The sequence below is a fragment of the Flavobacterium sp. YJ01 genome (assembly GCF_029320955.1).
GTDB lineage: Bacteria > Bacteroidota > Bacteroidia > Flavobacteriales > Flavobacteriaceae > Flavobacterium.
Genome location: NZ_CP119757.1, coordinates 3,919,508 through 3,938,257 on the forward strand (window position 1 = coordinate 3,919,508; position 18,750 = coordinate 3,938,257).

Genomic DNA, 18,750 nt, shown 5'->3' on the forward strand with positions numbered 1-18,750 from the left:
TAAATTTGAATTTTTTTAATATTTTATCAATGAAAAATCATCAGACTCAAGTGCGAGTTCGTTACTCCGAAACTGACCAAATGGGAGTCGTTTATCACGGAAATTATGTGCCTTATTTTGAAATTGGACGCGTGGAATGGCTTAGAAATAAAGGGGTTTCATATAAAAGTATGGAGGAAAGCGGAATTGGGCTTCCAATTGTGAACATGAATATAAGTTACAAAAAATCGGCGAGATATGACGAACTTTTAACAATTCATACCACTTTCAAAAGTCACTCTTCTGTTAAGATTGAATTCGACTGTGCAATCTATAATGAGGCAAATGAGTTATTAACAACTGCGACGTTTATTTTAGTATTTGTTGCGTTAAAAACAGGTCGTCCAACAGCTCCTCCAGATTATATTTTGGAAATATTTAAATCGCTTGAATAATTGTTAAAATGAATGTGATTTTGATGTTAATTTATATTAATTTAATATCAATTTCGAACATTAAATCAAAAATGCTGAACACCGTTTCGGCATTTTTTTTTCGTGTTTTTGTCATGATTTTACCAATTGGCATGCCCGAAATTTCATCTATTTCCATTTCTTGCGAAGTGATTTCTAGCTTTTTCTCTTTAATAACCCGCATCACTTTATTCATGTTTTTGTAATCAAAAGAAATTAAAAATTCGACATCTATTGTTTTTTCAACAATTTCACAAACTTCCAAAGTCATTTGAGCCGTTGTTCGATATGCTGAAATTAAACCGCCAACGCCTAATTTTACTCCGCCAAAAATTCGAACCACTACTACAAGAACGTTCGTTATTCCAAAAGATTGTATTTGTCCGTAAATTGGAGCTCCGGCAGTATTGCTTGGTTCTCCATCGTCATTTGCGCGATATGAAATTTTATTTCCAACTCCCAATTGATATGCATAGCAATAATGCACCGCATGAGGATGTTGTTTTTTAAGTTCCTCGATATTAGGTTTTACTTCATCTTCATGATCTATCGGAAATGCATAACCAAAGAATTTACTGCCTTTTTCTTTAAACAGTATTTCTTCAGATGCAGATGCAATAGTTTGATAAGTATCGTTAATTTCCAATTGTAAAGGTTTATTTTTTAGCCACAGATTAAAAGAATTAAAAAGGATTTTTCTTTTGCTCGCATAAAAAATCTGTGAAAATCCTTTTAATCTGTGGCTGATTTTTTTTTAAAGAATTAAAATGCTTTACAGTAATCCTTTGCTAAACAAATCCACAACATCTTCTTTCCCAACTTGCAGATTCCAGACTTTAATTCCTAAAGTGGCGGCGCTGTCTGTATTTTCTGTTTTATCGTCAACAAATAAAGTGTTTTCGGCAATCAGATTATTTTCTTCAAGAACAAACTGGTAAATTTTTGGATCTGGTTTTCTCATTCCAATATCAAAAGAAAAATAAACTTTTTCGAAACATTGATAAAAATCTTTGTAAAAAGAAACGCCACTTTTTTCTTCAAATGTATTGATGTGAATAGAATCGGTATTGCTCAATAGAAACAAACGATATTTTGTTGACAATTCTTGAAGAAACTCTAAACGATAAAATGGAAAATCGGCTAAAATCGCATTCCAAGCTTTTAAGATTTCTTCTCTTGAAGCATTAGGCAATTGTTTTTGAAAACCGCCAATAAAATCTTCTGGAGAAATAGAGCCAGTTTCAAAAGAAAGATTTAATTGATTCAATTCATTATTCCATTCCTTCATTCCTAATTTTTGTAAACCAGAAATTGTGGCAGGTTTGTCTAGATTGATAAAAATATCTCCAAAGTCAAAAATTATTGCGTCAATCATAATTCTTAAATTGTATTAATTCGTCGCTTAGAATATTGGTTTTTATGCTGTTTTTTCTTGATATAATCGGAGCTTTGGTTCCTGTATGAAAACTGGTTTCTCCAATAAAAATCCGAGCTTCGTCCCAAAGATTTTCATCAATAAAAGATTGCAATGTTTGTCTTCCGCCTTCAATTATTATCGATTGAATTTGATTTTTATACAAAACATCTAAAATCTGCGGAATTATATTTTGGTTAAAATCAATTACTTCAAATGAAGTATTTTCTGTTGATGATTTTAAATTTTTATTTGAAAAAACAATCGTTTTAACAGAATCATCAAAAACGAAACTATTTTTATCAATTCTATTATTTTGATCAATAATTACTCGTACAGGATTATTTCCGTCCCAATCTCTAGCGTTCAATTTCGGATTATCATCTGCAACAGTTTGTGTTCCAGCTAAAATTGCCTGTTCTTCAGTTCTCCATTTATGAACTAATTGTCTAGAATATTGATTCGTAATCCAGATTGGCTTACGATCTTGATCAGAAACTTTTTCTGGAGCTAAAAATCCATCTCGACTTTCTGCCCATTTCAAAACAATATAAGGTCTCTTTTTTTGATGAAAAGTAAAAAAACGTTTATTCAATTCGTTGCATTCGTCTTCTAAAACACCAACTGTAACATTTGCACCAGCTTCAATTAGTTTTAAAATTCCTTTTCCAGCCACTTTTTCATTAGGATCAACCGTTCCAACAACTACATTCGGAATTTCATTCGCAATAATCAAATCACAACATGGCGGCGTTTTTCCGAAATGACTGCAAGGTTCTAAACTTACATATATTGTAGATTTTTTTAAAAGGGATTTGTCTTTTACAGAACGAACGGCATTGACTTCTGCATGTGGTTCTCCTGCTTTTTTATGCCATCCTTCGCCAATAATCTGACCTTCGTAAACAATTACGCTTCCAACCATTGGGTTTGGATACGTTGTTCCAAGTCCATTTTGTGCTAGTTCGATGCAGCGTTTTATGTATTTTTCATGTATATTCACGTTACAAAAGTAATTATTTTTGAAGTTTTTGTCTAATGTTTGAGGTTAAGTTGTGAAACAATCCAAATAGTTATGATAGTATCGAAAAAGTATTTTTATTTTTGTAAAGATAAAGACCGAAAAGGAAAAATGAAAAATTGGATTATCAGAAAAATTAAAAAAGAAGACAATAAGGCTATAGCGAGTTTAATAAGATCAGTTTTTGATGAAATGGAAATTCCTAAAGTTGGAACAGCTTATGAGGATCCTTATTTGGATTTGATGTTTGAAGAATATAGTAAACCAAATTCAGTGTATTTTGTTGTTGAGAATGATGGCGAAATTGTAGGATGCGCCGGAATTGCGCCTCTAGAAAATGGAGATCCGAAAATCTGCGAATTGCAAAAAATGTATTTTCTTCCTAAAACAAGAGGTTTGGGAATTGGAAGTAAATTAATGGAAAAATGCTTAGATCAAGCTAGAGAATTTGGTTTTGAAAAATGTTATATAGAAACGATGCCTTTTATGCATGCTGCTCAAAAGTTGTATAAAAAATCGGGTTTTGAATATTTAGACGCTCCGTTAGGATCAACTGGGCATAATTCATGTCCTGTATGGATGTTGAAGGTTTTATAGTTAAAGTTTGTAACAAATCTTAATGAGGAAGACTTATGGAAAGATTAAATCAGTTTTGTTGCTGATGAAATAATATTCAAAAAATTAAAATGAAAATCAAACAATACCGCACTCAATTTATTAAAGAATTATCGCCTTTTTACGATGCGTACGAAGCGGAAAGTTTTTTTTATTTGATTTTAGAAGACAGGCATAAACTTCGTCAGATTGATTTGGCGTTAAATCACGAATTAGTTTTTGAGGAAAATGATTTCGTCATGTGGGATGAACTTGTAAATCATCTCAAAAATGAAGTTCCAATTCAGTATTTATTAGGAAAAACAAATTTTTATGGTTTGGATTTCGAAGTAAATGAAAATGTTTTAATTCCAAGACCAGAAACGGAAGAATTGGTAGAATGGATTATTAACGAAAACGCGAGTCCAGAAAAATCTAAAAAGATAAAAATTTTAGATATCGGAACAGGAAGCGGCTGTATCGCAATTTCTTTAGCAAAAAACCTTCCAAATGCAGAAGTTGTAGCAATCGATGTTTCTAAAAAAGCGATCGAAACCGCAAAAAGAAATGCTGTGCGAAATAATGTTGATGTAACTTTCGTGTTACAGGATATTCTAAAAGAAGAAGAATTACGATGCCAGTTTGATATTATTGTTTCAAATCCGCCTTATGTTCGAAATTTAGAGAAAGTCGAAATCAAAAAAAATGTTTTGGATTACGAACCGCATTTAGCACTTTTTGTTGAAGATAATGATGCTTTAATTTTTTATAGAAAAATTGCTTCACTGGCAAAAAAATCACTTTTAGGAAAAGGAAAATTATATTTTGAAATCAATCAATATTTAGGGAAAGAAATGATTGAATTGCTTGAAAATATAGATTTTAAAAATATAGAATTACGAAAAGACATTTACGATAACGACCGAATGTTGAAAGGGAATATTTAAAGTTTTCAGTCGCAGTCTCAGTTTTCAGACACAGAAACAACTGAAAACTGAGACTGCGACTGAAAACTAAAAAATTATTCATATCGAAGTGCTTCAATCGGATCTAATTTAGAAGCTTTAATTGCTGGATATAAACCAGAAACCAAAGCAACACAAAAACTAGTTGCAAAAGCGGCAAAAATTGCCATCCACGGAATCACGAAAGAAAAACTCATAGCGGCAGCAATAGCAAAGCCAAGAAGTATTCCGAGAACTATCCCGACCAAACCACCAATTTGTCCAATCAACAAAGTTTCAATAAAAAACTGAAAAGCAACAGTTGTTCTTTTGGCTCCTAATGCTTTACGAACACCAATTTCGCGCGTACGTTCTGTAACCGAAACAATCATAATATTCATTAAAGCAATTGAAGATCCAAGAATCGTAATAATGCTTATAATCCATGCTGCCCATCCTAAATATTGCGTAATTCCAAGAATACGATTAATTAAATCATCACTTCGAACCACTCCAAAATTATTGTCACGAACAGGACTTAATTTACGAACTCTACGCATTGTACTTGTCGCGTTGTCAATGGCTTGGTCTAAAACTTCTTTTTTAGAAACCATGACACTTATTGTGTAATTAATATTTGGCGCAGTGAATAAAGATCTTGCTACCTGAATCGGAATTAAGACACGTAAATCCTGACTGTTTCCAAACGTTGATCCTTTTTCTTTTAAAACGCCAATTACTTTAAATCTTGCGCCTCGAATAGAAATTACTTTATCAATTGGATTAATGTCTTTCAGAAGTCCTTTTTCAAAGTCAGAACCAACGATGCAAGAATACGTATTGTTGTCAATATCAAACTGGTTAAAACTTCTTCCTAAACTAGTTTCTAAACCAGAATTGGTAATAAAATGTTCGTCAACGCCAACAATTGTAATTTCAGGATCTGTTTTTTCTCCTAAATATTTTACTTCTGCAGTTGAAGTTGCTGTAAATGATAGAGAAGTTTCGGTAAAAGGATATTTGTATTTGTTTTTGAAAGCAACAGCTTCAGGATAAGAAATAATCGGATTGATAACTTCTCTTTCGTTTCCTCCACGGTTACGTACTTTATTTTCGTATTGATTAATATTGAAAGTGTTGGCTCCCATCGATGCAAAATCACTAGAAATAGTATTTTCCAGAGCAGAAACCACAGTAAGAATTCCAACCAAAGCGGTAATACCTATTGCAATAATTAAAACGGTAAGAATAGTTCGCAAAATTTGCGTTTTGATAGAACCAAACGCTATTCGGATATTTTCTTTAAATAATTTTAGCATCATGACCAATTTGTCACGAAAATACGTTTTTTGTTACAAGTTTGTTTTCGAAGTGTTATTATTTATTTTAAAAAGTAAGATATTTGCAGACTTAAATTAAGTCGAAAGTTGAAAGTCATAAAGTCAAAAAGGCGAGTGGCTGAAGAAACAACAGTCTGAAAAATAAAGTAGAAATAAATAATATCATAAGATTTTTAGACAAAGATTGAGACAATCTGAAATCTAAAATCAACAATCTAAAATAAAGAAGATGGCTTCAAAACCAAGTATTCCAAAAGGAACAAGAGATTTTTCACCAGCTGAGGTGTCAAAACGTCAATATATTATTCAAACGATAAAAGCAAATTTCGAAAAGTTTGGTTTTCAGCCAATCGAAACGCCTTCGTTTGAAAATTCAGATACTTTGATGGGGAAATATGGAGAAGAAGGAGATCGTCTGATTTTTAAAATATTGAACTCTGGTAACTTTTTCTACAATAAAAGTAAAATCGAATTGCCAGAATCAATTGAAGAATTGCAACTCAACTCGGCAGAAAAAATAAGTTTAGAGCAAAGAATCGAACTGAATAAATTTACAGGAAAAATTTCTGAAAAAGCTTTGCGCTACGACTTGACAGTTCCGTTTGCGAGATACGTTGTACAGCACCAAAGCGAAATAGAATTTCCTTTTAAAAGATACCAAATTCAGCCAGTTTGGAGAGCAGATAATCCGCAAAAAGGTCGTTTTAGAGAGTTTTTTCAATGTGATGCCGATGTTGTTGGTTCAAAATCTCTTTGGCAGGAAGTAGAATTGGTTCAGCTTTACGATACTGTTTTTACATCTTTAGGTTTGGAAGGTGTTACAATTAAAATAAACAACAGAAAAATTTTATCTGGAATTGCTGAAGTAATTGGCGCTTCTGATAAATTAATCGATTTTACGGTTGCTCTTGATAAATTAGATAAAATTGGAGAAGACGGCGTTAAAAAAGAAATGATTGAAAAAGGAATTTCTGAAGAAGCTTTAGTAAAAGTACAGCCACTTTTTAGCTTTAGCGGAACTTTCGCAGATAAAATCAATCAGCTATCAGATTTGTTGGCTTCTTCTGAGGAAGGAATGAAAGGTGTTGAAGAACTTAAATTTATTTGTGACAATGTTGCAGATTTAGGATTGTCAACAGCAATTTTAGATTTAGATGTGACTTTGGCTCGTGGTTTAAATTATTACACAGGAGCAATTTTTGAAGTTGCGGCTCCAAAAACAGTTGCGATGGGTTCTATTGGCGGCGGAGGAAGATACGACGATTTGACGGGTATTTTTGGTTTGAAAAATATGAGTGGTGTCGGAATTTCTTTTGGCTTGGATAGAATTTATCTAGTTTTAGAAGAATTGCAATTATTTCCAGAAACAGTTGCGGCTACTTCTAAAGCCATTTTTATCAATTATGGAGATAAAGAAGCTTTGTATGCGTCAAAAGCAATTCAAAAATTAAGACAAGAAAATATAAAAGTGGAGTTGTATCCAGACAATGTAAAAGTAGGGAAACAATTGCAATATGCAGATAAACGTCTGATTCCGTTTGCAGTAATTGCAGGAGATAATGAAATTGCTTCAAATACTTATTCGCTTAAAAATTTAGTGACAGGCGATCAGGTTTCAGTAGATTTTGAAGGATTGAAAAAAGCTTTGTTAGCTTAACTGTTTGAAGCAAAGGTTTTTGCTTTGAATAGCTTATGATTAAAGGAATTTCTTTTAAAATCTCTGCATGAAATAGTTGCCAGTAAAGAAAAAAAACTTTTAATTTGCCCACCTTAAGTTACGGGCGTAGTTCAAGGGTAGAATAGCGGTCTCCAAAACCGTTGATGGGGGTTCGAATCCCTCCGCCCGTGCAATAAATGTTTTTTACCGCAAAGAACTCAAAGTTTTTTATCTAAGAATATTTTTAAAATATAAAGTTTGCAAAGCTAAATCTATACAAAGCTTTGCGAACTTTTTTCATTTTATAAAGCTTAAGAGAAAAAAACCTTTGCTTTCTTTGCAGTAAATTTTTCTCAAAAGGCATAAAAAAAAGCTTCGTCTCTATAGGCGAAGCTTTTTTTAATATAAGGTAAATTTGAATTAATAATTATTTTGAGGCCAAAGCCAACCCTTAAATTCAATTTTGGTGGTAATAGTTTATGTTTTTACGCTATCAAAGATAAAATAAACTATAACGTAATAGTCTTAAAATTATACTAAATTTTGAGCGCCTAATTTCCTTTTTTAAAACTCTCATAATTAATAAAGTGACAATTTGACATTTTATAAGATTTGGCAGTACTTTTGCAATCCAACAGAAAGAAATAAAAAATGAAGTTTAAAAATATTTTTAAAAATAAAAGTAATATGACTACGGAAAATACAGAATTCGATCAGGAATTAGATGATGCAACGATAGAGACTAACGCTAATGGAGAGCAGTTAATTGTTGAAGAATTAAGTGTTGAGGAGCAATTAGCTCAAGACTTGGCTAAGGAAAAAGATAAGTTTTTGAGATTATTCGCCGAATTTGAAAATTACAAAAAAAGAACTTCAAAAGAGCGTCTTGAATTATTTAAAACAGCAAACCAAGAAGTTTTATTGGCTATGCTTCCAGTTTTAGATGATTTTGACAGAGCGACAGTAGAAATCAATAAATCTGAGGATGAAAATCTTAAAAAAGGAGTTGAGTTGATTCATGAAAAATTGAAAAGCACTTTAGTTTCTAAAGGTTTAGAGCAAGTTGAAATCCAAGCAGGAGATGCTTTCAATGCTGATATTGCTGAGGCAATTACCCAAATTCCAGCTCCGTCTGACAAATTAAAAGGGAAAATTGTTGATGTTATTGAAAAAGGATACAAATTAGGAGACAAAATTATTCGTTTCCCTAAAGTTGTAGTTGGAAACTAAAAAGCAAATAAAAATTTCGATTCTATTTTTGAATCTGGAGTTTTAGAATTTGGAATTTAAACCTAATTATGAAAAAAGATTTTTACGAAATACTAGGCATTTCAAAAAATGCTGACGCTGCCGAAATTAAAAAAGCATACAGAAAAAGTGCGCTAAAATACCATCCTGATAAAAACCCAGGCGACAAAGAGGCAGAAGAAAACTTCAAATTAGCGGCAGAAGCTTACGAAGTTTTGAGTGATCCGCAGAAAAAAGCAAAATACGATCAGTACGGACATCAAGCATTTGATGGTTCTGGCGGATTTGGCGGTGGTCATGGCGGCATGAACATGGATGATATTTTTAGCCAATTTGGTGATATTTTTGGTGGCGGATTTGGCGGTTTCGGAGGCGGAGGCGGAGGCCCTCGTCGCGCTAAAGGAAGCAATCTTCGAATTAAAGTAAAATTGACTTTAGAAGAAATTGCAAATGGAGTTGAGAAAAAAGTAAAAGTAAAACGTAAAGTTCAGGCTAAAGGTGTAACGTATAAAACTTGTACTACTTGTAATGGTCAAGGTCAGGTTATGCGTGTTACTAATACCATTTTAGGAAGAATGCAATCTGCGTCAACTTGTCCTACTTGTGGTGGTTCTGGTCAGATTTTAGATAAAAAACCTTCTGAGGCAGATGCACAAGGAATGGTTCAGGAAGACGAAACAGTATCAATCAAAATTCCTGCGGGAGTTGTTGACGGAATGCAGTTGAAAGTTTCTAACAAAGGTAACGATGCGCCAGGAAACAGTATTCCAGGTGATTTAATTGTTGCAATTGAAGAAATTGAACACGAATTCTTGAAACGTGAAGGTGAAAACGTTCACTTCGATTTATATATCAGTTTCCCTGAAGCAGTTTTAGGAGCTTCAAAAGATATTGAAGCAATCAACGGAAAAGTTCGTATTAAGTTGGAAGAAGGAATTCAATCTGGAAAAATCTTAAGATTAAAAGGAAAAGGAATTCCAAGTTTAAATGGTTACGGAAGCGGAGATTTATTAGTTCACGTAAATGTTTGGACTCCAAAAACATTAAATAAAGAACAAAAACAATTCTTTGAAAATGCTTTAACAGACGAGCACTTTGCTCCAAGCCCAGAGAAATCAGAGAAATCATTTTTTGAAAAAGTAAAAGATATGTTTTCATAATCGAAACTTTTTCAATATTTAAATATACTAAAACCCATTCTATAGATTTTAGAATGGGTTTTTTGCGTATTATTACGCAATTTCACTTCGAATTATTTACTTTTACAGTCGCTGAGCCGTAATTGGCTAAGTGACGCAGTAAATCCTTAAAAATAACATGAGCAACTTACTTGAAGTACATAAGGTCGTAAAACGATACGGCGATTATGTAGCGCTTAACGAAGTTTCATTAAATGTCCCAAAAGGCAGTATATATGGACTTTTAGGTCCGAATGGAGCTGGAAAAACTTCTCTTATCAGAATCATAAACCAAATTACATTGCCAGACAGCGGTGAAATTATTTTGGATGGTGAAAGATTACAGCCAAAACACGTACAAACTATAGGATATCTTCCTGAAGAAAGAGGTTTGTACAGTTCGATGAAAGTTGGTGAGCAATGTTTGTATTTGGCTCAAATGAAAGGACTTTCAAAAACTGAAGCCAAAAAACAATTGGATTATTGGTTTGATCGTTTAGGAATTCAAGGGTGGTGGAACAAGAAAATTCAGGAACTTTCTAAAGGAATGGCGCAGAAAATTCAGTTTGTGGTTTGCGTTCTTCACAAACCGAAATTGTTGATTTTGGATGAACCATTTTCTGGATTTGATCCTGTAAATGCAAACATCATTAAAGATGAAATTTTAGCATTGAAAGAACAAGGTTCTACGATTATTTTTTCGACTCATAGAATGGAAAGCGTAGAGGAGCTTTGTGAAAATATCGCTTTAATTCATAAATCAAATAAGCTTATAGAAGGTAAGGTTGCCGATGTAAAGCGTCAATTTAGAACCAATAGTTTTGAAGTAGGAATTCTGACCAATAATGTAGAAGGTTTGATGTATGATATTACACAAAAATTTACGGTTTCTCCTGCCAATTTTAAATCATTAAACGATGATTTGAAATTGAATATTGAGATTGGAAATGCAACGCCAAACGAATTGTTAAATATCTTGACACAGCGCGGACAAGTCACACATTTCGTTGAAAAAATTCCAAGCATAAACGATATTTTTATTCAAACTGTAACAGAAAATAAAGTTTAGATTTCAGATTTAGAGCAAAAACTCGGAATCTAGAATCAACAATCTAAAATCTAAAATCAAGAAATGAGTATTATTTCATTAATTATAAAAAGAGAATTTATTGCCAAAGTCCGCAATAAATCTTTTGTTGTCATGACTTTTTTGAGTCCGCTTTTGTTTGTTGCAATTGCAGTATTTATTGGGTATTTGAGTTCGATGAAAGCAGACACCAAAAGCATCGTGATTCATGACTCAACCGGACTTTTTGTTTCGGATTTTTTAAAGGAAAATAAAAACAGTTCGGAGTTTAAGTTTTATAATTTATCAGAATTCGATCTTCAAGCTTTAAAAGATAGTATTGCAACAGAGCGTTTTAGTGGATTAATTGTAATTCCGAAAACGAATAATGTTAATGATTTAGAAAGTAAAATTGAGTTTATTTCAAATAGCAGTCCAAGCATTTCTTTTATTGAAAATACGCAAGATGTCATTGCTTCAAAAATTACTAAATTAAATCTAGAAGAAGCAAAACTAGATACTTTGGCTATTCAAAAAGCGCAATCAAAGGTTAATATTCATTTAGTAAAAGCTTCTGGAGAAGAAAGTCTAAAAGGATTAAACGAAATTAAAATCGGAATTGGAGGCGCGTTTGGTTATTTGATTATGATGTTTATTATCATTTACGGAAATATGGTAATGCGAAGCGTAATTGAAGAAAAAACGAACCGAATTATCGAAATCATTATTTCTTCGGTAAAACCATTTCAATTAATGATTGGAAAAATTGTAGGAACTTCTTTGGCTGGAATTTTACAATTTATGATTTGGGCCATTATTGGTTTGGGATTGATGTTTGCCGCTTCGGCATTTTTTGGAGTAAATGTTGGTCCAACAGCGAGAATTTCACCAGAGTTAATGCAATCAGCTCAGCATGAACTTTCAGGATCAGCACAAATGTATATTACTGAATTATGGAATCTGCCAATTGCTAGTATTATTATTGGATTTATAATTTATTTTATTGGAGGATATTTTCTGTATAGTTCATTTTATGCCGCAATTGGAGCTGCAGTTGACAATCAAACCGATTCACAGCAATTTTTATTGCCTATCATAATGCCGCTTATTTTAAGTGTTTACATCGGATTTTTTACTGTTGTAAATGATCCACACGGAAGTGTTGCAGTAATTTTTTCAATGATTCCCCTAACTTCGCCGATAGTGATGTTAATGCGTATTCCGTTTGGTGTGCCTTGGTGGCAAATCGTAATTTCGGTATCATTATTGTTTGCAACCTTTTTCCTTGTTGTATGGTTCGCAGCCAAAATTTACCGAGTAGGTATTTTAATGTATGGCAAAAAACCAACTTGGAAGGAATTGTATAAATGGCTGAAGTATTAGTTTTTTAAAGTTGCAAAGGTTCAGCGGGACAAAGGTTCAAAGGTTTTTTAAATTTGGAATTTTGTAACTTCGGATTAAACAACTTTACAACTTATACTAAAGCATAAAAAAGATATATCAAACAACAGGTTAAAAGGTAAAATAGCGACAAAGATTTTAAACTTTGTACCTCTGAACCTTTGCAACTTTGAACCTTAAAAGAAATGAGTAAAATACTAATTATCGAAGACGAAGCAGCGATTAGAAGAGTTTTGGTAAAAATACTGTCAGAAGAAAATGATTCTTATCAGGTAGATGAAGCTGAAGATGGTGTTGCTGGACTTGAAAAAATAAAAAACAACGATTACGATTTGGTTTTGTGCGATATCAAAATGCCAAAAATGGATGGTGTTGAGATTTTGGAAGAAGTAAAAAAGATAAAGCCAGAAATTCCGATGGTGATGATTTCGGGGCATGGCGACATGGAAACTGCAATTCAGACCATGCGTTTGGGTGCTTTCGATTATATCTCAAAACCGCCAGATTTGAATCGTTTATTGAATACTGTTCGTAATGCTTTAGACAGAAAACAATTGGTTGTTGAAAATAAAATTCTAAAGAAAAAAGTCAGTAAAAACTACGAAATGATTGGCGAAAGCGAATCAATCAATCATATAAAATTGATGATTGATAAAGTTGCTCCAACCGAAGCGAGAGTTTTAATCACAGGGCCAAATGGAACTGGAAAAGAGTTGGTCGCACATCAATTGCACGAAAAAAGTGAACGATCTGCTTTTCCTTTAATCGAAGTAAACTGTGCAGCGATTCCGAGTGAATTGATCGAAAGTGAATTGTTCGGTCACGTAAAAGGAGCTTTTACATCGGCAGTGAAAGATCGCGCAGGAAAATTTGAAGCAGCCGACAAAGGAACTATTTTCTTAGATGAAATTGGAGATATGAGTCTTTCGGCGCAAGCCAAAGTTTTACGTGCTCTTCAAGAAAGTATGATTACAAGAGTTGGTGCCGATAAAGATATTAAAGTTGATGTTCGCGTCGTTGCGGCAACCAATAAAGATCTGAAAACAGAAATTGCAGAAGGTCGTTTCCGGGAAGATTTATACCATCGTCTGGCAGTAATTTTAATTAAAGTTCCGCCTTTGAATGAAAGACGCGATGATATTCCGGCGTTAATAAAACATTTTGCAGAAAAAATTGCTTCGGAGCAAGGAAATGCGGTAAAAGGATTTTCGATTCAAGCCATACAATTACTGCAAGAATACGATTGGACAGGAAATATTCGTGAACTTCGAAATGTTGTAGAAAGATTAATCATTTTAGGAGGTAACGAAATCTCAGAAAGCGACGTAAAAATGTTCGCAAGCAAATAATGCTTCGCGCAATAGGCTTTAAGCTACAGGCTTTAGGCTTTTAAAATATGAATAATTTTTGCTTATAGCGTATAGCTTAAAGCTTAAAGCTAAAAAAAATGAAACTAAAAAAAATAAACGAGAAGTTACAAGATGCCTTAATTGAAAATGGTCTAACAGAAGCAAATGCTTTACAGTTAGAAACTTTTTCAACTATAAAAAGTGGTGCAGATTGTATTGTTATTTCTCCAAAAGAATCAGGAAAAACAACAACGATTGTTTTAAATGTAATTCAGCAATTGGCAGGACAGACTGAAGAATCTCCAAGAGCTTTGATTATCGTTGAGGATAAAGCTAAGGTTTTAGAAATGGTCGAACTTTTTGAGAAATATGGAAAATACACCAATTTAGAAGTGTACGGCGTTAATGAAAAAGGAGACATGGATTATGATAAAAACTACATTTCTACAGGAATTGATGTTTTAATTGGAACTCCAACAAAACTAAACGATATGTTTAGTACAGCGGGGTACAATGTTAATCGTCTAAAGATGTTTATTCTTGATGATGCAGATCCGATTTTGAAATTGCGTCATGAACCAAAAATTATGCGTATTTCAAATAGTATAACCAAAACACAACGTTTAATTTTTGCAGAAACACTGACAGAACGTGTTGAAATTTTGGCAGACAAAATGCTGGTTGAGCCTTATTTGTTTGATATGGACGAAGAAGGCGAAGAGCTTGACGAAGAGGAAGACGATATTGAAGAGGAATAAAAAATAATATACAGTCCCGGTTTTCAGTCTCAGTTATTGAAAAGCAGGATTTTTGATTTATAATATTAGAATAAATAAAGAAGATCATGGGATTAATGAAAGTGTTTTCAGGAAGTGAAGTCTTAGCAATTGCTTTGCAAGAAAGATTAGAAGAAGCTGGAGTAGAAACAGTAAAAAAAGATAATATTCAGTCGGCTCGTTTAGGAGGTTTTGGCGGAACAGATTTGGCAGTAGAGGTTTTTATTCAGGAAACAGATTTTGCAAAAGCAAATCCAGTTATTGAAGAATTTAGAATGAGCTTATAAAAAGTAATCAGTATTCAGTATTTAGTGTTCAATCATAGTTTAAAGATATAATTGCAAACTGTGACCGCATACTGGCTGCATACTAAATACTGAACACTGAACAATAAAAATTATGCAATACAAAATGTTAGTGCTCGACATGGACGATACCTTGTTGACAGATGATCATAAAATTTCAGATTTAAATAAAAAACTAATTCTAGAAGCTCAGGCAAAAGGCGTATATGTTGTTTTAGCTTCAGGAAGACCGACAACCGCAATGACCGCTTACGCGAAAGAACTTCAAATGGATCTAAACGATTCGTATATGATTTCGTTTAACGGAGCCATTATAAGTCGTGTAAAAGACGATTTAGTTTTGTTTGAACAGAAATTAACTGTAGAACAAATTCACGCTTTATACGATTATAGCGTTAAAATGAAAACGCATATCATTACCTATTTAGACAATCAAATCATTAGTGAAACCGACTCAGAATATATCGAAATCGAAAAGGATATCACAAAAATGGTGCATCATAAAGTTTCAAGTTTCAAAGAGTATGTAGATCGTCCAGCCGTAAAATGTATTTTATTGCAAGATCCAGCCTATTTAAAAACAGTAGAAAAAGATCTAATTGAAACAATGCCGCATTTAAGCGTTTCAACTTCTAAGCCTTTTTTCTTAGAAGTAGCACAATTAGGCATTGATAAAGCAGCAAGTTTGAAACTTTTGGCGGAAAAGCTGGGAATTCTTCAAAGCGAAATTATCGCTGTAGGAAATGCAGGAAATGATTTAACTATGATTGAATATGCAGGTTTGGGAGTTTGGGTAGATAATGTAACGCCTGAATTACGCGACAAAGCCGATGTAATTGTGGCTTCAAATAATAATGACGGAGTTGCTGAGGTGATTACCCGATACATTTTAAATTAAAGAAAAATGAAGAATCCAATTGAAACAGAACGTTTGATTTTAAGAGAGTTACAGCTTTCTGATGCAGAAGGTATGTTTGAGTTGGATTCTAACCCAAACGTTCATTTGTTTGTAGGCAACAGACCAGTAAAACAAATTGAAGAAAGTGTAGAGTATATTAAAATCGTTCAAAAACAATATGCGACTTTTGGCATTGGTCGTTGGGCCGTTGTTTTGAAAGAAACAAACGAATTTATTGGTTGGTCTGGCATAAAATATATTACCGACGAAATCAATAATCACAAAAACTTTTACGAGTTAGGATATCGTTTTATTGAAAAACATTGGGGAAAAGGCTATGCTTCTGAAGCAGGAAAAGCTTTTGTTGATTATGCTTTTAACGAAATGAAAGTAGAAGTTCTTTATGCTTATGCAGATGCAGGAAACGAAAATTCTAGAAAAGTGTTAGAAAAATTAGGTTTCCATTTTGTCAATTCTTTTGAATACAACGAAGAGCTAGAAGTTTGGTACGAACTTAAAAATCCGAACTTATTATAAAAAATGAATTCCAAATCTTTACATACTTAAAAGTCAGTAAAGATTTGGAATCAAACAAAAAGAAAATAATATTTTGGGATATTATTTTTTAGCTACAGAAACAAAATATTTATTTCCGTCACCCATTGTTAATTTCACACGCTCATCGCAAAGATCGATAGCAAAATTAGCACTTTCATAACAGCTGCAAGTTGTGTTTTTGTCTTTAGACATTTCTGTTTTACAATTGTTGTTTTTAAAAGTTGTTAATTGTGGAGTATACAAACTAACCAAGTCAGTAGAAGCTGTTACTAACGAAATAATACTTGCCGAATTATTATTAGTAATTCTGTATACAATTCTATCCGTATAATTTACTTCGTTTACAGTTACTTTACGAATATAAGTATAAGCTGTAGATCCTTCACCTGGTTCTTTAACTTCAAACTTAAACCCTACTGCACGAATAGCAACATCAAATTGCTGTTGTGAATTAAAGCTAGCCCAAGTCGTCAATGTACTAATAGTAGGAAATGGATTTGCAGCTGGAGTATTAGTTTGCGCTTGCGAACTAAAAAGGGTTAAGAACATCAAGCAGATCGTGGGTAAAAATGCTTTCATAAAGCGTGGTATTTGTAATTTAATTTTGCCTACTCTCTTTGGTTTTCGGCTTTCCCATTTCATTTTGTAACACAAAACAACAACATAACGGCTAAAATTCAAAATTGTTATGTCCGAATTATTATTAAATTAATTAAAGCTTATCAAAATTCTTAAATAAGAAATTATTTCGGGCACAATTCAAAACAAAAGTAAATGTAAGAAATTTTGAATTTATAAACGAAAAAAATGTATTTAATCGATAAAATTTGCACTTAATCGATTATTTTGTCATTTTATTCTTATTGAAATGTTAAAAATGCTAGTTTCAAAGGCATTTTCGACCATTAAATTTAAGGAATTTAATTTAATCTATTCCTGCATATTAATAACATTGGCGCAAATTATTGATTCGAAGTTAATTAATTGCTTTCTTTTGATGAATATTGTTTGTAAATTTGCAGCCTTAAATTTTTTGACAACGATTTCATTAATTTAAGACAGATTATGGAAAATAGAAAGAAAGTTGCCTTTTATACGCTGGGTTGTAAACTGAATTTTTCAGAGACTTCTACAATTGCCAGAAATTTTAACGACGAAGGTTTTGACCGCGTTGATTTTGAAGAAATAGCAGATATTTATGTCATCAATACTTGCTCTGTAACAGAAAATGCAGATAAGCAGTTTAAGCAAGTAGTAAAAAAAGCAATGAAGCTTAATGATAAGGCTTTTGTTGCCGCTGTTGGCTGTTATGCACAATTAAAACCAGAAGAATTAGCGGCTGTTGATGGTGTTGATTTGGTTTTAGGAGCAACAGAAAAATTCAAAATCACCGACTATATCCATGATTTGAGCAAAAATGATATGGGCGAAGTGCACTCATGTGAAATTGCCGAAGCCGATTTTTACGTTGGAAGTTATTCTATTGGAGATCGTACTAGAGCATTTTTGAAAGTTCAAGACGGTTGCGATTATAAATGTACGTATTGTACAATTCCTTTGGCAAGAGGAATTTCTAGAAGTGATGCGTTAGAAAATGTTTTGAAGAATGCAAAAGAAATTTCGGCTCAAAATATCCGTGAAATTGTTTTAACCGGTGTAAATATTGGTGATTACGGAAAAGGCGAATTCGGAAATAAAAAACACGAACATACTTTTCTGGATTTAGTTCAGGCTTTAGACAAAGTAGAAGGAATCGAACGTTTGAGAATTTCTTCAATCGAACCGAATTTATTGAAAAACGAAACAATTGAATTTGTGTCTAAAAGCCGCACTTTTGTACCGCACTTTCATATTCCGCTACAATCGGGAAGCAATGATATTTTGAAATTGATGAAACGTCGTTATTTACGTGAAGTTTATATTGACCGCGTTAATAAAATTCGCGAAGTAATGCCACACGCTTGCATTGGTGTAGACGTAATTGTTGGTTTTCCAGGAGAAACAGACGAACACTTTTTGGAAACCTATCATTTCTTAAATGATTTAGATATTTCGTATTTACACGTATTTACGTATTCTGAAAGAGACAATACAGAAGCGGCAGATATGGAAGGCGTTGTGCCTTCAAATGTAAGAGCAAAAAGAAGTAAAATGTTGCGCGGTTTGTCAGTTAAAAAACGTCGTGCTTTTTACGAAAGTCAATTAGGAACAAACAGAACGGTTCTTTTTGAAAGTGAAAATAAAGAAGGCTATATTCATGGATTTACTGAAAATTACGTAAAAGTAAAAACACCTTGGAATCCAGAATTGGTAAATACTTTGCAAGAAATCAACCTAACAAAAATCGACGAAGACGGAAGTGTTCGTTTGGAGTTTTTGAATAAATTGGCGGAAGCTTAATTAATGATTTTAGGAACTTTGTCACAGTTTCAAACTTTGACAAAGTTTACACATAAAGTTTGTCATTCCGAGGAACGAGGAATCTCACTCGAAACTCTACAAAGATTGACAATTATAGAATAAGGAATTACTAGTGTGATTTCTCCCTT

General features: G+C 32.9%; 19 protein-coding genes and 1 tRNA gene. 15 read left to right on the plus strand and 5 right to left on the minus strand.

Annotation, left to right across the window (positions count from 1 at the left end):
* The first annotated feature begins 29 nt into the window (after nucleotides 1-29).
* Nucleotides 30-434 (plus strand): thioesterase family protein, encoded by a 405-nt coding sequence (locus P0R33_RS17270; protein ID WP_276172414.1) that lies wholly within the window; start codon nucleotides 30-32, stop codon nucleotides 432-434.
* Nucleotides 435-465: 31 nt separating this feature from the next.
* On the opposite strand, the gene P0R33_RS17275 is transcribed toward P0R33_RS17270, so the two are convergent.
* The 3 genes from P0R33_RS17275 to ribD form a co-directional block, all read right to left on the minus strand.
* Nucleotides 466-1,098: a YigZ family protein gene (locus P0R33_RS17275; protein WP_276172415.1), complete on the minus strand. Its 633-nt coding sequence runs from the start codon at nucleotides 1,096-1,098 to the stop codon at nucleotides 466-468.
* Between the two features lie 126 nt (nucleotides 1,099-1,224).
* Nucleotides 1,225-1,827 carry an HAD family phosphatase gene (locus P0R33_RS17280; RefSeq protein WP_276172416.1) on the minus strand — a complete coding sequence of 201 codons (603 nt, stop codon included), beginning with the start codon at nucleotides 1,825-1,827 and terminating at the stop codon, nucleotides 1,225-1,227.
* Complete coding sequence (gene ribD / locus P0R33_RS17285) at nucleotides 1,820-2,869, minus strand: bifunctional diaminohydroxyphosphoribosylaminopyrimidine deaminase/5-amino-6-(5-phosphoribosylamino)uracil reductase RibD (protein WP_276172417.1); 1,050 nt, start codon at nucleotides 2,867-2,869, stop codon at nucleotides 1,820-1,822. Before ribD ends, P0R33_RS17280 begins: the two co-directional genes overlap by 8 nt.
* Before the next feature lie 129 nt (nucleotides 2,870-2,998).
* Here ribD and P0R33_RS17290 point away from each other — a divergent pair, with 129 nt between their 5' ends.
* On the plus strand, nucleotides 2,999-3,484 hold the full coding sequence (locus P0R33_RS17290) for a GNAT family N-acetyltransferase (protein ID WP_276172418.1): 486 nt from the start codon (nucleotides 2,999-3,001) through the stop codon (nucleotides 3,482-3,484).
* A gap of 89 nt (nucleotides 3,485-3,573) precedes the next feature.
* Complete coding sequence (prmC, locus tag P0R33_RS17295) at nucleotides 3,574-4,428, plus strand: peptide chain release factor N(5)-glutamine methyltransferase (RefSeq protein ID WP_276172419.1); 855 nt, start codon at nucleotides 3,574-3,576, stop codon at nucleotides 4,426-4,428.
* Between the two features lie 74 nt (nucleotides 4,429-4,502).
* On the opposite strand, the gene P0R33_RS17300 is transcribed toward prmC, so the two are convergent.
* Nucleotides 4,503-5,747 carry an ABC transporter permease gene (locus P0R33_RS17300; RefSeq protein WP_276172420.1) on the minus strand — a complete coding sequence of 415 codons (1,245 nt, stop codon included), beginning with the start codon at nucleotides 5,745-5,747 and terminating at the stop codon, nucleotides 4,503-4,505.
* 247 nt (nucleotides 5,748-5,994) lie between these two features.
* Between P0R33_RS17300 and hisS the strand changes: the two genes are divergently transcribed.
* From hisS to P0R33_RS17355, 11 genes are all read left to right on the plus strand, one after another.
* A complete protein-coding gene (gene hisS / locus P0R33_RS17305) occupies nucleotides 5,995-7,422 on the plus strand; it encodes a histidine--tRNA ligase (protein WP_276172421.1) in 1,428 nt (475 codons plus the stop codon).
* 120 nt (nucleotides 7,423-7,542) lie between these two features.
* Nucleotides 7,543-7,613: transfer RNA gene (locus P0R33_RS17310), tRNA-Trp, on the plus strand.
* Nucleotides 7,614-8,073: 460 nt separating this feature from the next.
* The gene (locus P0R33_RS17315; protein WP_276172422.1) at nucleotides 8,074-8,652 is read left to right on the plus strand and encodes a nucleotide exchange factor GrpE; all 579 of its coding nucleotides are present in this window, start codon (nucleotides 8,074-8,076) and stop codon (nucleotides 8,650-8,652) included.
* Between the two features lie 68 nt (nucleotides 8,653-8,720).
* Nucleotides 8,721-9,830, plus strand: coding sequence for a molecular chaperone DnaJ (dnaJ, locus tag P0R33_RS17320; RefSeq protein WP_276172423.1), 1,110 nt, complete (start codon nucleotides 8,721-8,723; stop codon nucleotides 9,828-9,830).
* 157 nt (nucleotides 9,831-9,987) lie between these two features.
* On the plus strand, nucleotides 9,988-10,917 hold the full coding sequence (locus P0R33_RS17325; RefSeq protein WP_276172424.1) for an ATP-binding cassette domain-containing protein: 930 nt from the start codon (nucleotides 9,988-9,990) through the stop codon (nucleotides 10,915-10,917).
* 63 nt (nucleotides 10,918-10,980) lie between these two features.
* Nucleotides 10,981-12,297 (plus strand): ABC transporter permease, encoded by a 1,317-nt coding sequence (locus tag P0R33_RS17330; RefSeq protein WP_276172425.1) that lies wholly within the window; start codon nucleotides 10,981-10,983, stop codon nucleotides 12,295-12,297.
* A gap of 203 nt (nucleotides 12,298-12,500) precedes the next feature.
* On the plus strand, nucleotides 12,501-13,664 hold the full coding sequence (locus P0R33_RS17335) for a sigma-54 dependent transcriptional regulator (protein WP_276172426.1): 1,164 nt from the start codon (nucleotides 12,501-12,503) through the stop codon (nucleotides 13,662-13,664).
* 98 nt (nucleotides 13,665-13,762) lie between these two features.
* Nucleotides 13,763-14,422: a DEAD/DEAH box helicase gene (locus P0R33_RS17340; protein ID WP_276172427.1), complete on the plus strand. Its 660-nt coding sequence runs from the start codon at nucleotides 13,763-13,765 to the stop codon at nucleotides 14,420-14,422.
* A gap of 86 nt (nucleotides 14,423-14,508) precedes the next feature.
* Entirely contained in the window at nucleotides 14,509-14,727 is a 219-nt protein-coding gene (locus P0R33_RS17345; RefSeq protein ID WP_091492259.1) for a DUF2007 domain-containing protein, read from the plus strand.
* A gap of 112 nt (nucleotides 14,728-14,839) precedes the next feature.
* Nucleotides 14,840-15,643: a Cof-type HAD-IIB family hydrolase gene (locus P0R33_RS17350; RefSeq protein WP_276172428.1), complete on the plus strand. Its 804-nt coding sequence runs from the start codon at nucleotides 14,840-14,842 to the stop codon at nucleotides 15,641-15,643.
* A gap of 6 nt (nucleotides 15,644-15,649) precedes the next feature.
* Nucleotides 15,650-16,180 carry a GNAT family N-acetyltransferase gene (locus P0R33_RS17355; RefSeq protein WP_276172429.1) on the plus strand — a complete coding sequence of 177 codons (531 nt, stop codon included), beginning with the start codon at nucleotides 15,650-15,652 and terminating at the stop codon, nucleotides 16,178-16,180.
* 81 nt (nucleotides 16,181-16,261) lie between these two features.
* On the opposite strand, the gene P0R33_RS17360 is transcribed toward P0R33_RS17355, so the two are convergent.
* A complete protein-coding gene (locus P0R33_RS17360) occupies nucleotides 16,262-16,780 on the minus strand; it encodes a hypothetical protein (protein ID WP_184159805.1) in 519 nt (172 codons plus the stop codon).
* A gap of 486 nt (nucleotides 16,781-17,266) precedes the next feature.
* Between P0R33_RS17360 and mtaB the strand changes: the two genes are divergently transcribed.
* Nucleotides 17,267-18,601 (plus strand): tRNA (N(6)-L-threonylcarbamoyladenosine(37)-C(2))-methylthiotransferase MtaB, encoded by a 1,335-nt coding sequence (gene mtaB, locus P0R33_RS17365; RefSeq protein ID WP_276172430.1) that lies wholly within the window; start codon nucleotides 17,267-17,269, stop codon nucleotides 18,599-18,601.
* Nucleotides 18,602-18,750: the final 149 nt, after the last annotated feature.

What these genes read in the sequence shown, in the direction of transcription:
- P0R33_RS17270 (WP_276172414.1), top strand. Translation starts at nt 30, where the DNA reads ATGAAAAATCATCAGACTCAAGTGCGAGTTCGTTACTCCGAAACTGAC.
- P0R33_RS17280 (WP_276172416.1), bottom strand. Translation starts at nt 1,827, where the DNA reads ATGATTGACGCAATAATTTTTGACTTTGGAGATATTTTTATCAATCTA.
- P0R33_RS17290 (WP_276172418.1), top strand. Translation starts at nt 2,999, where the DNA reads ATGAAAAATTGGATTATCAGAAAAATTAAAAAAGAAGACAATAAGGCT.
- prmC (WP_276172419.1), top strand. Translation starts at nt 3,574, where the DNA reads ATGAAAATCAAACAATACCGCACTCAATTTATTAAAGAATTATCGCCT.
- P0R33_RS17300 (WP_276172420.1), bottom strand. Translation starts at nt 5,747, where the DNA reads ATGATGCTAAAATTATTTAAAGAAAATATCCGAATAGCGTTTGGTTCT.
- hisS (WP_276172421.1), top strand. Translation starts at nt 5,995, where the DNA reads ATGGCTTCAAAACCAAGTATTCCAAAAGGAACAAGAGATTTTTCACCA.
- P0R33_RS17315 (WP_276172422.1), top strand. Translation starts at nt 8,074, where the DNA reads ATGAAGTTTAAAAATATTTTTAAAAATAAAAGTAATATGACTACGGAA.
- dnaJ (WP_276172423.1), top strand. Translation starts at nt 8,721, where the DNA reads ATGAAAAAAGATTTTTACGAAATACTAGGCATTTCAAAAAATGCTGAC.
- P0R33_RS17325 (WP_276172424.1), top strand. Translation starts at nt 9,988, where the DNA reads ATGAGCAACTTACTTGAAGTACATAAGGTCGTAAAACGATACGGCGAT.
- P0R33_RS17330 (WP_276172425.1), top strand. Translation starts at nt 10,981, where the DNA reads ATGAGTATTATTTCATTAATTATAAAAAGAGAATTTATTGCCAAAGTC.
- P0R33_RS17335 (WP_276172426.1), top strand. Translation starts at nt 12,501, where the DNA reads ATGAGTAAAATACTAATTATCGAAGACGAAGCAGCGATTAGAAGAGTT.
- P0R33_RS17340 (WP_276172427.1), top strand. Translation starts at nt 13,763, where the DNA reads ATGAAACTAAAAAAAATAAACGAGAAGTTACAAGATGCCTTAATTGAA.
- P0R33_RS17345 (WP_091492259.1), top strand. Translation starts at nt 14,509, where the DNA reads ATGGGATTAATGAAAGTGTTTTCAGGAAGTGAAGTCTTAGCAATTGCT.
- P0R33_RS17350 (WP_276172428.1), top strand. Translation starts at nt 14,840, where the DNA reads ATGCAATACAAAATGTTAGTGCTCGACATGGACGATACCTTGTTGACA.
- P0R33_RS17355 (WP_276172429.1), top strand. Translation starts at nt 15,650, where the DNA reads ATGAAGAATCCAATTGAAACAGAACGTTTGATTTTAAGAGAGTTACAG.
- P0R33_RS17360 (WP_184159805.1), bottom strand. Translation starts at nt 16,780, where the DNA reads ATGAAAGCATTTTTACCCACGATCTGCTTGATGTTCTTAACCCTTTTT.
- mtaB (WP_276172430.1), top strand. Translation starts at nt 17,267, where the DNA reads ATGGAAAATAGAAAGAAAGTTGCCTTTTATACGCTGGGTTGTAAACTG.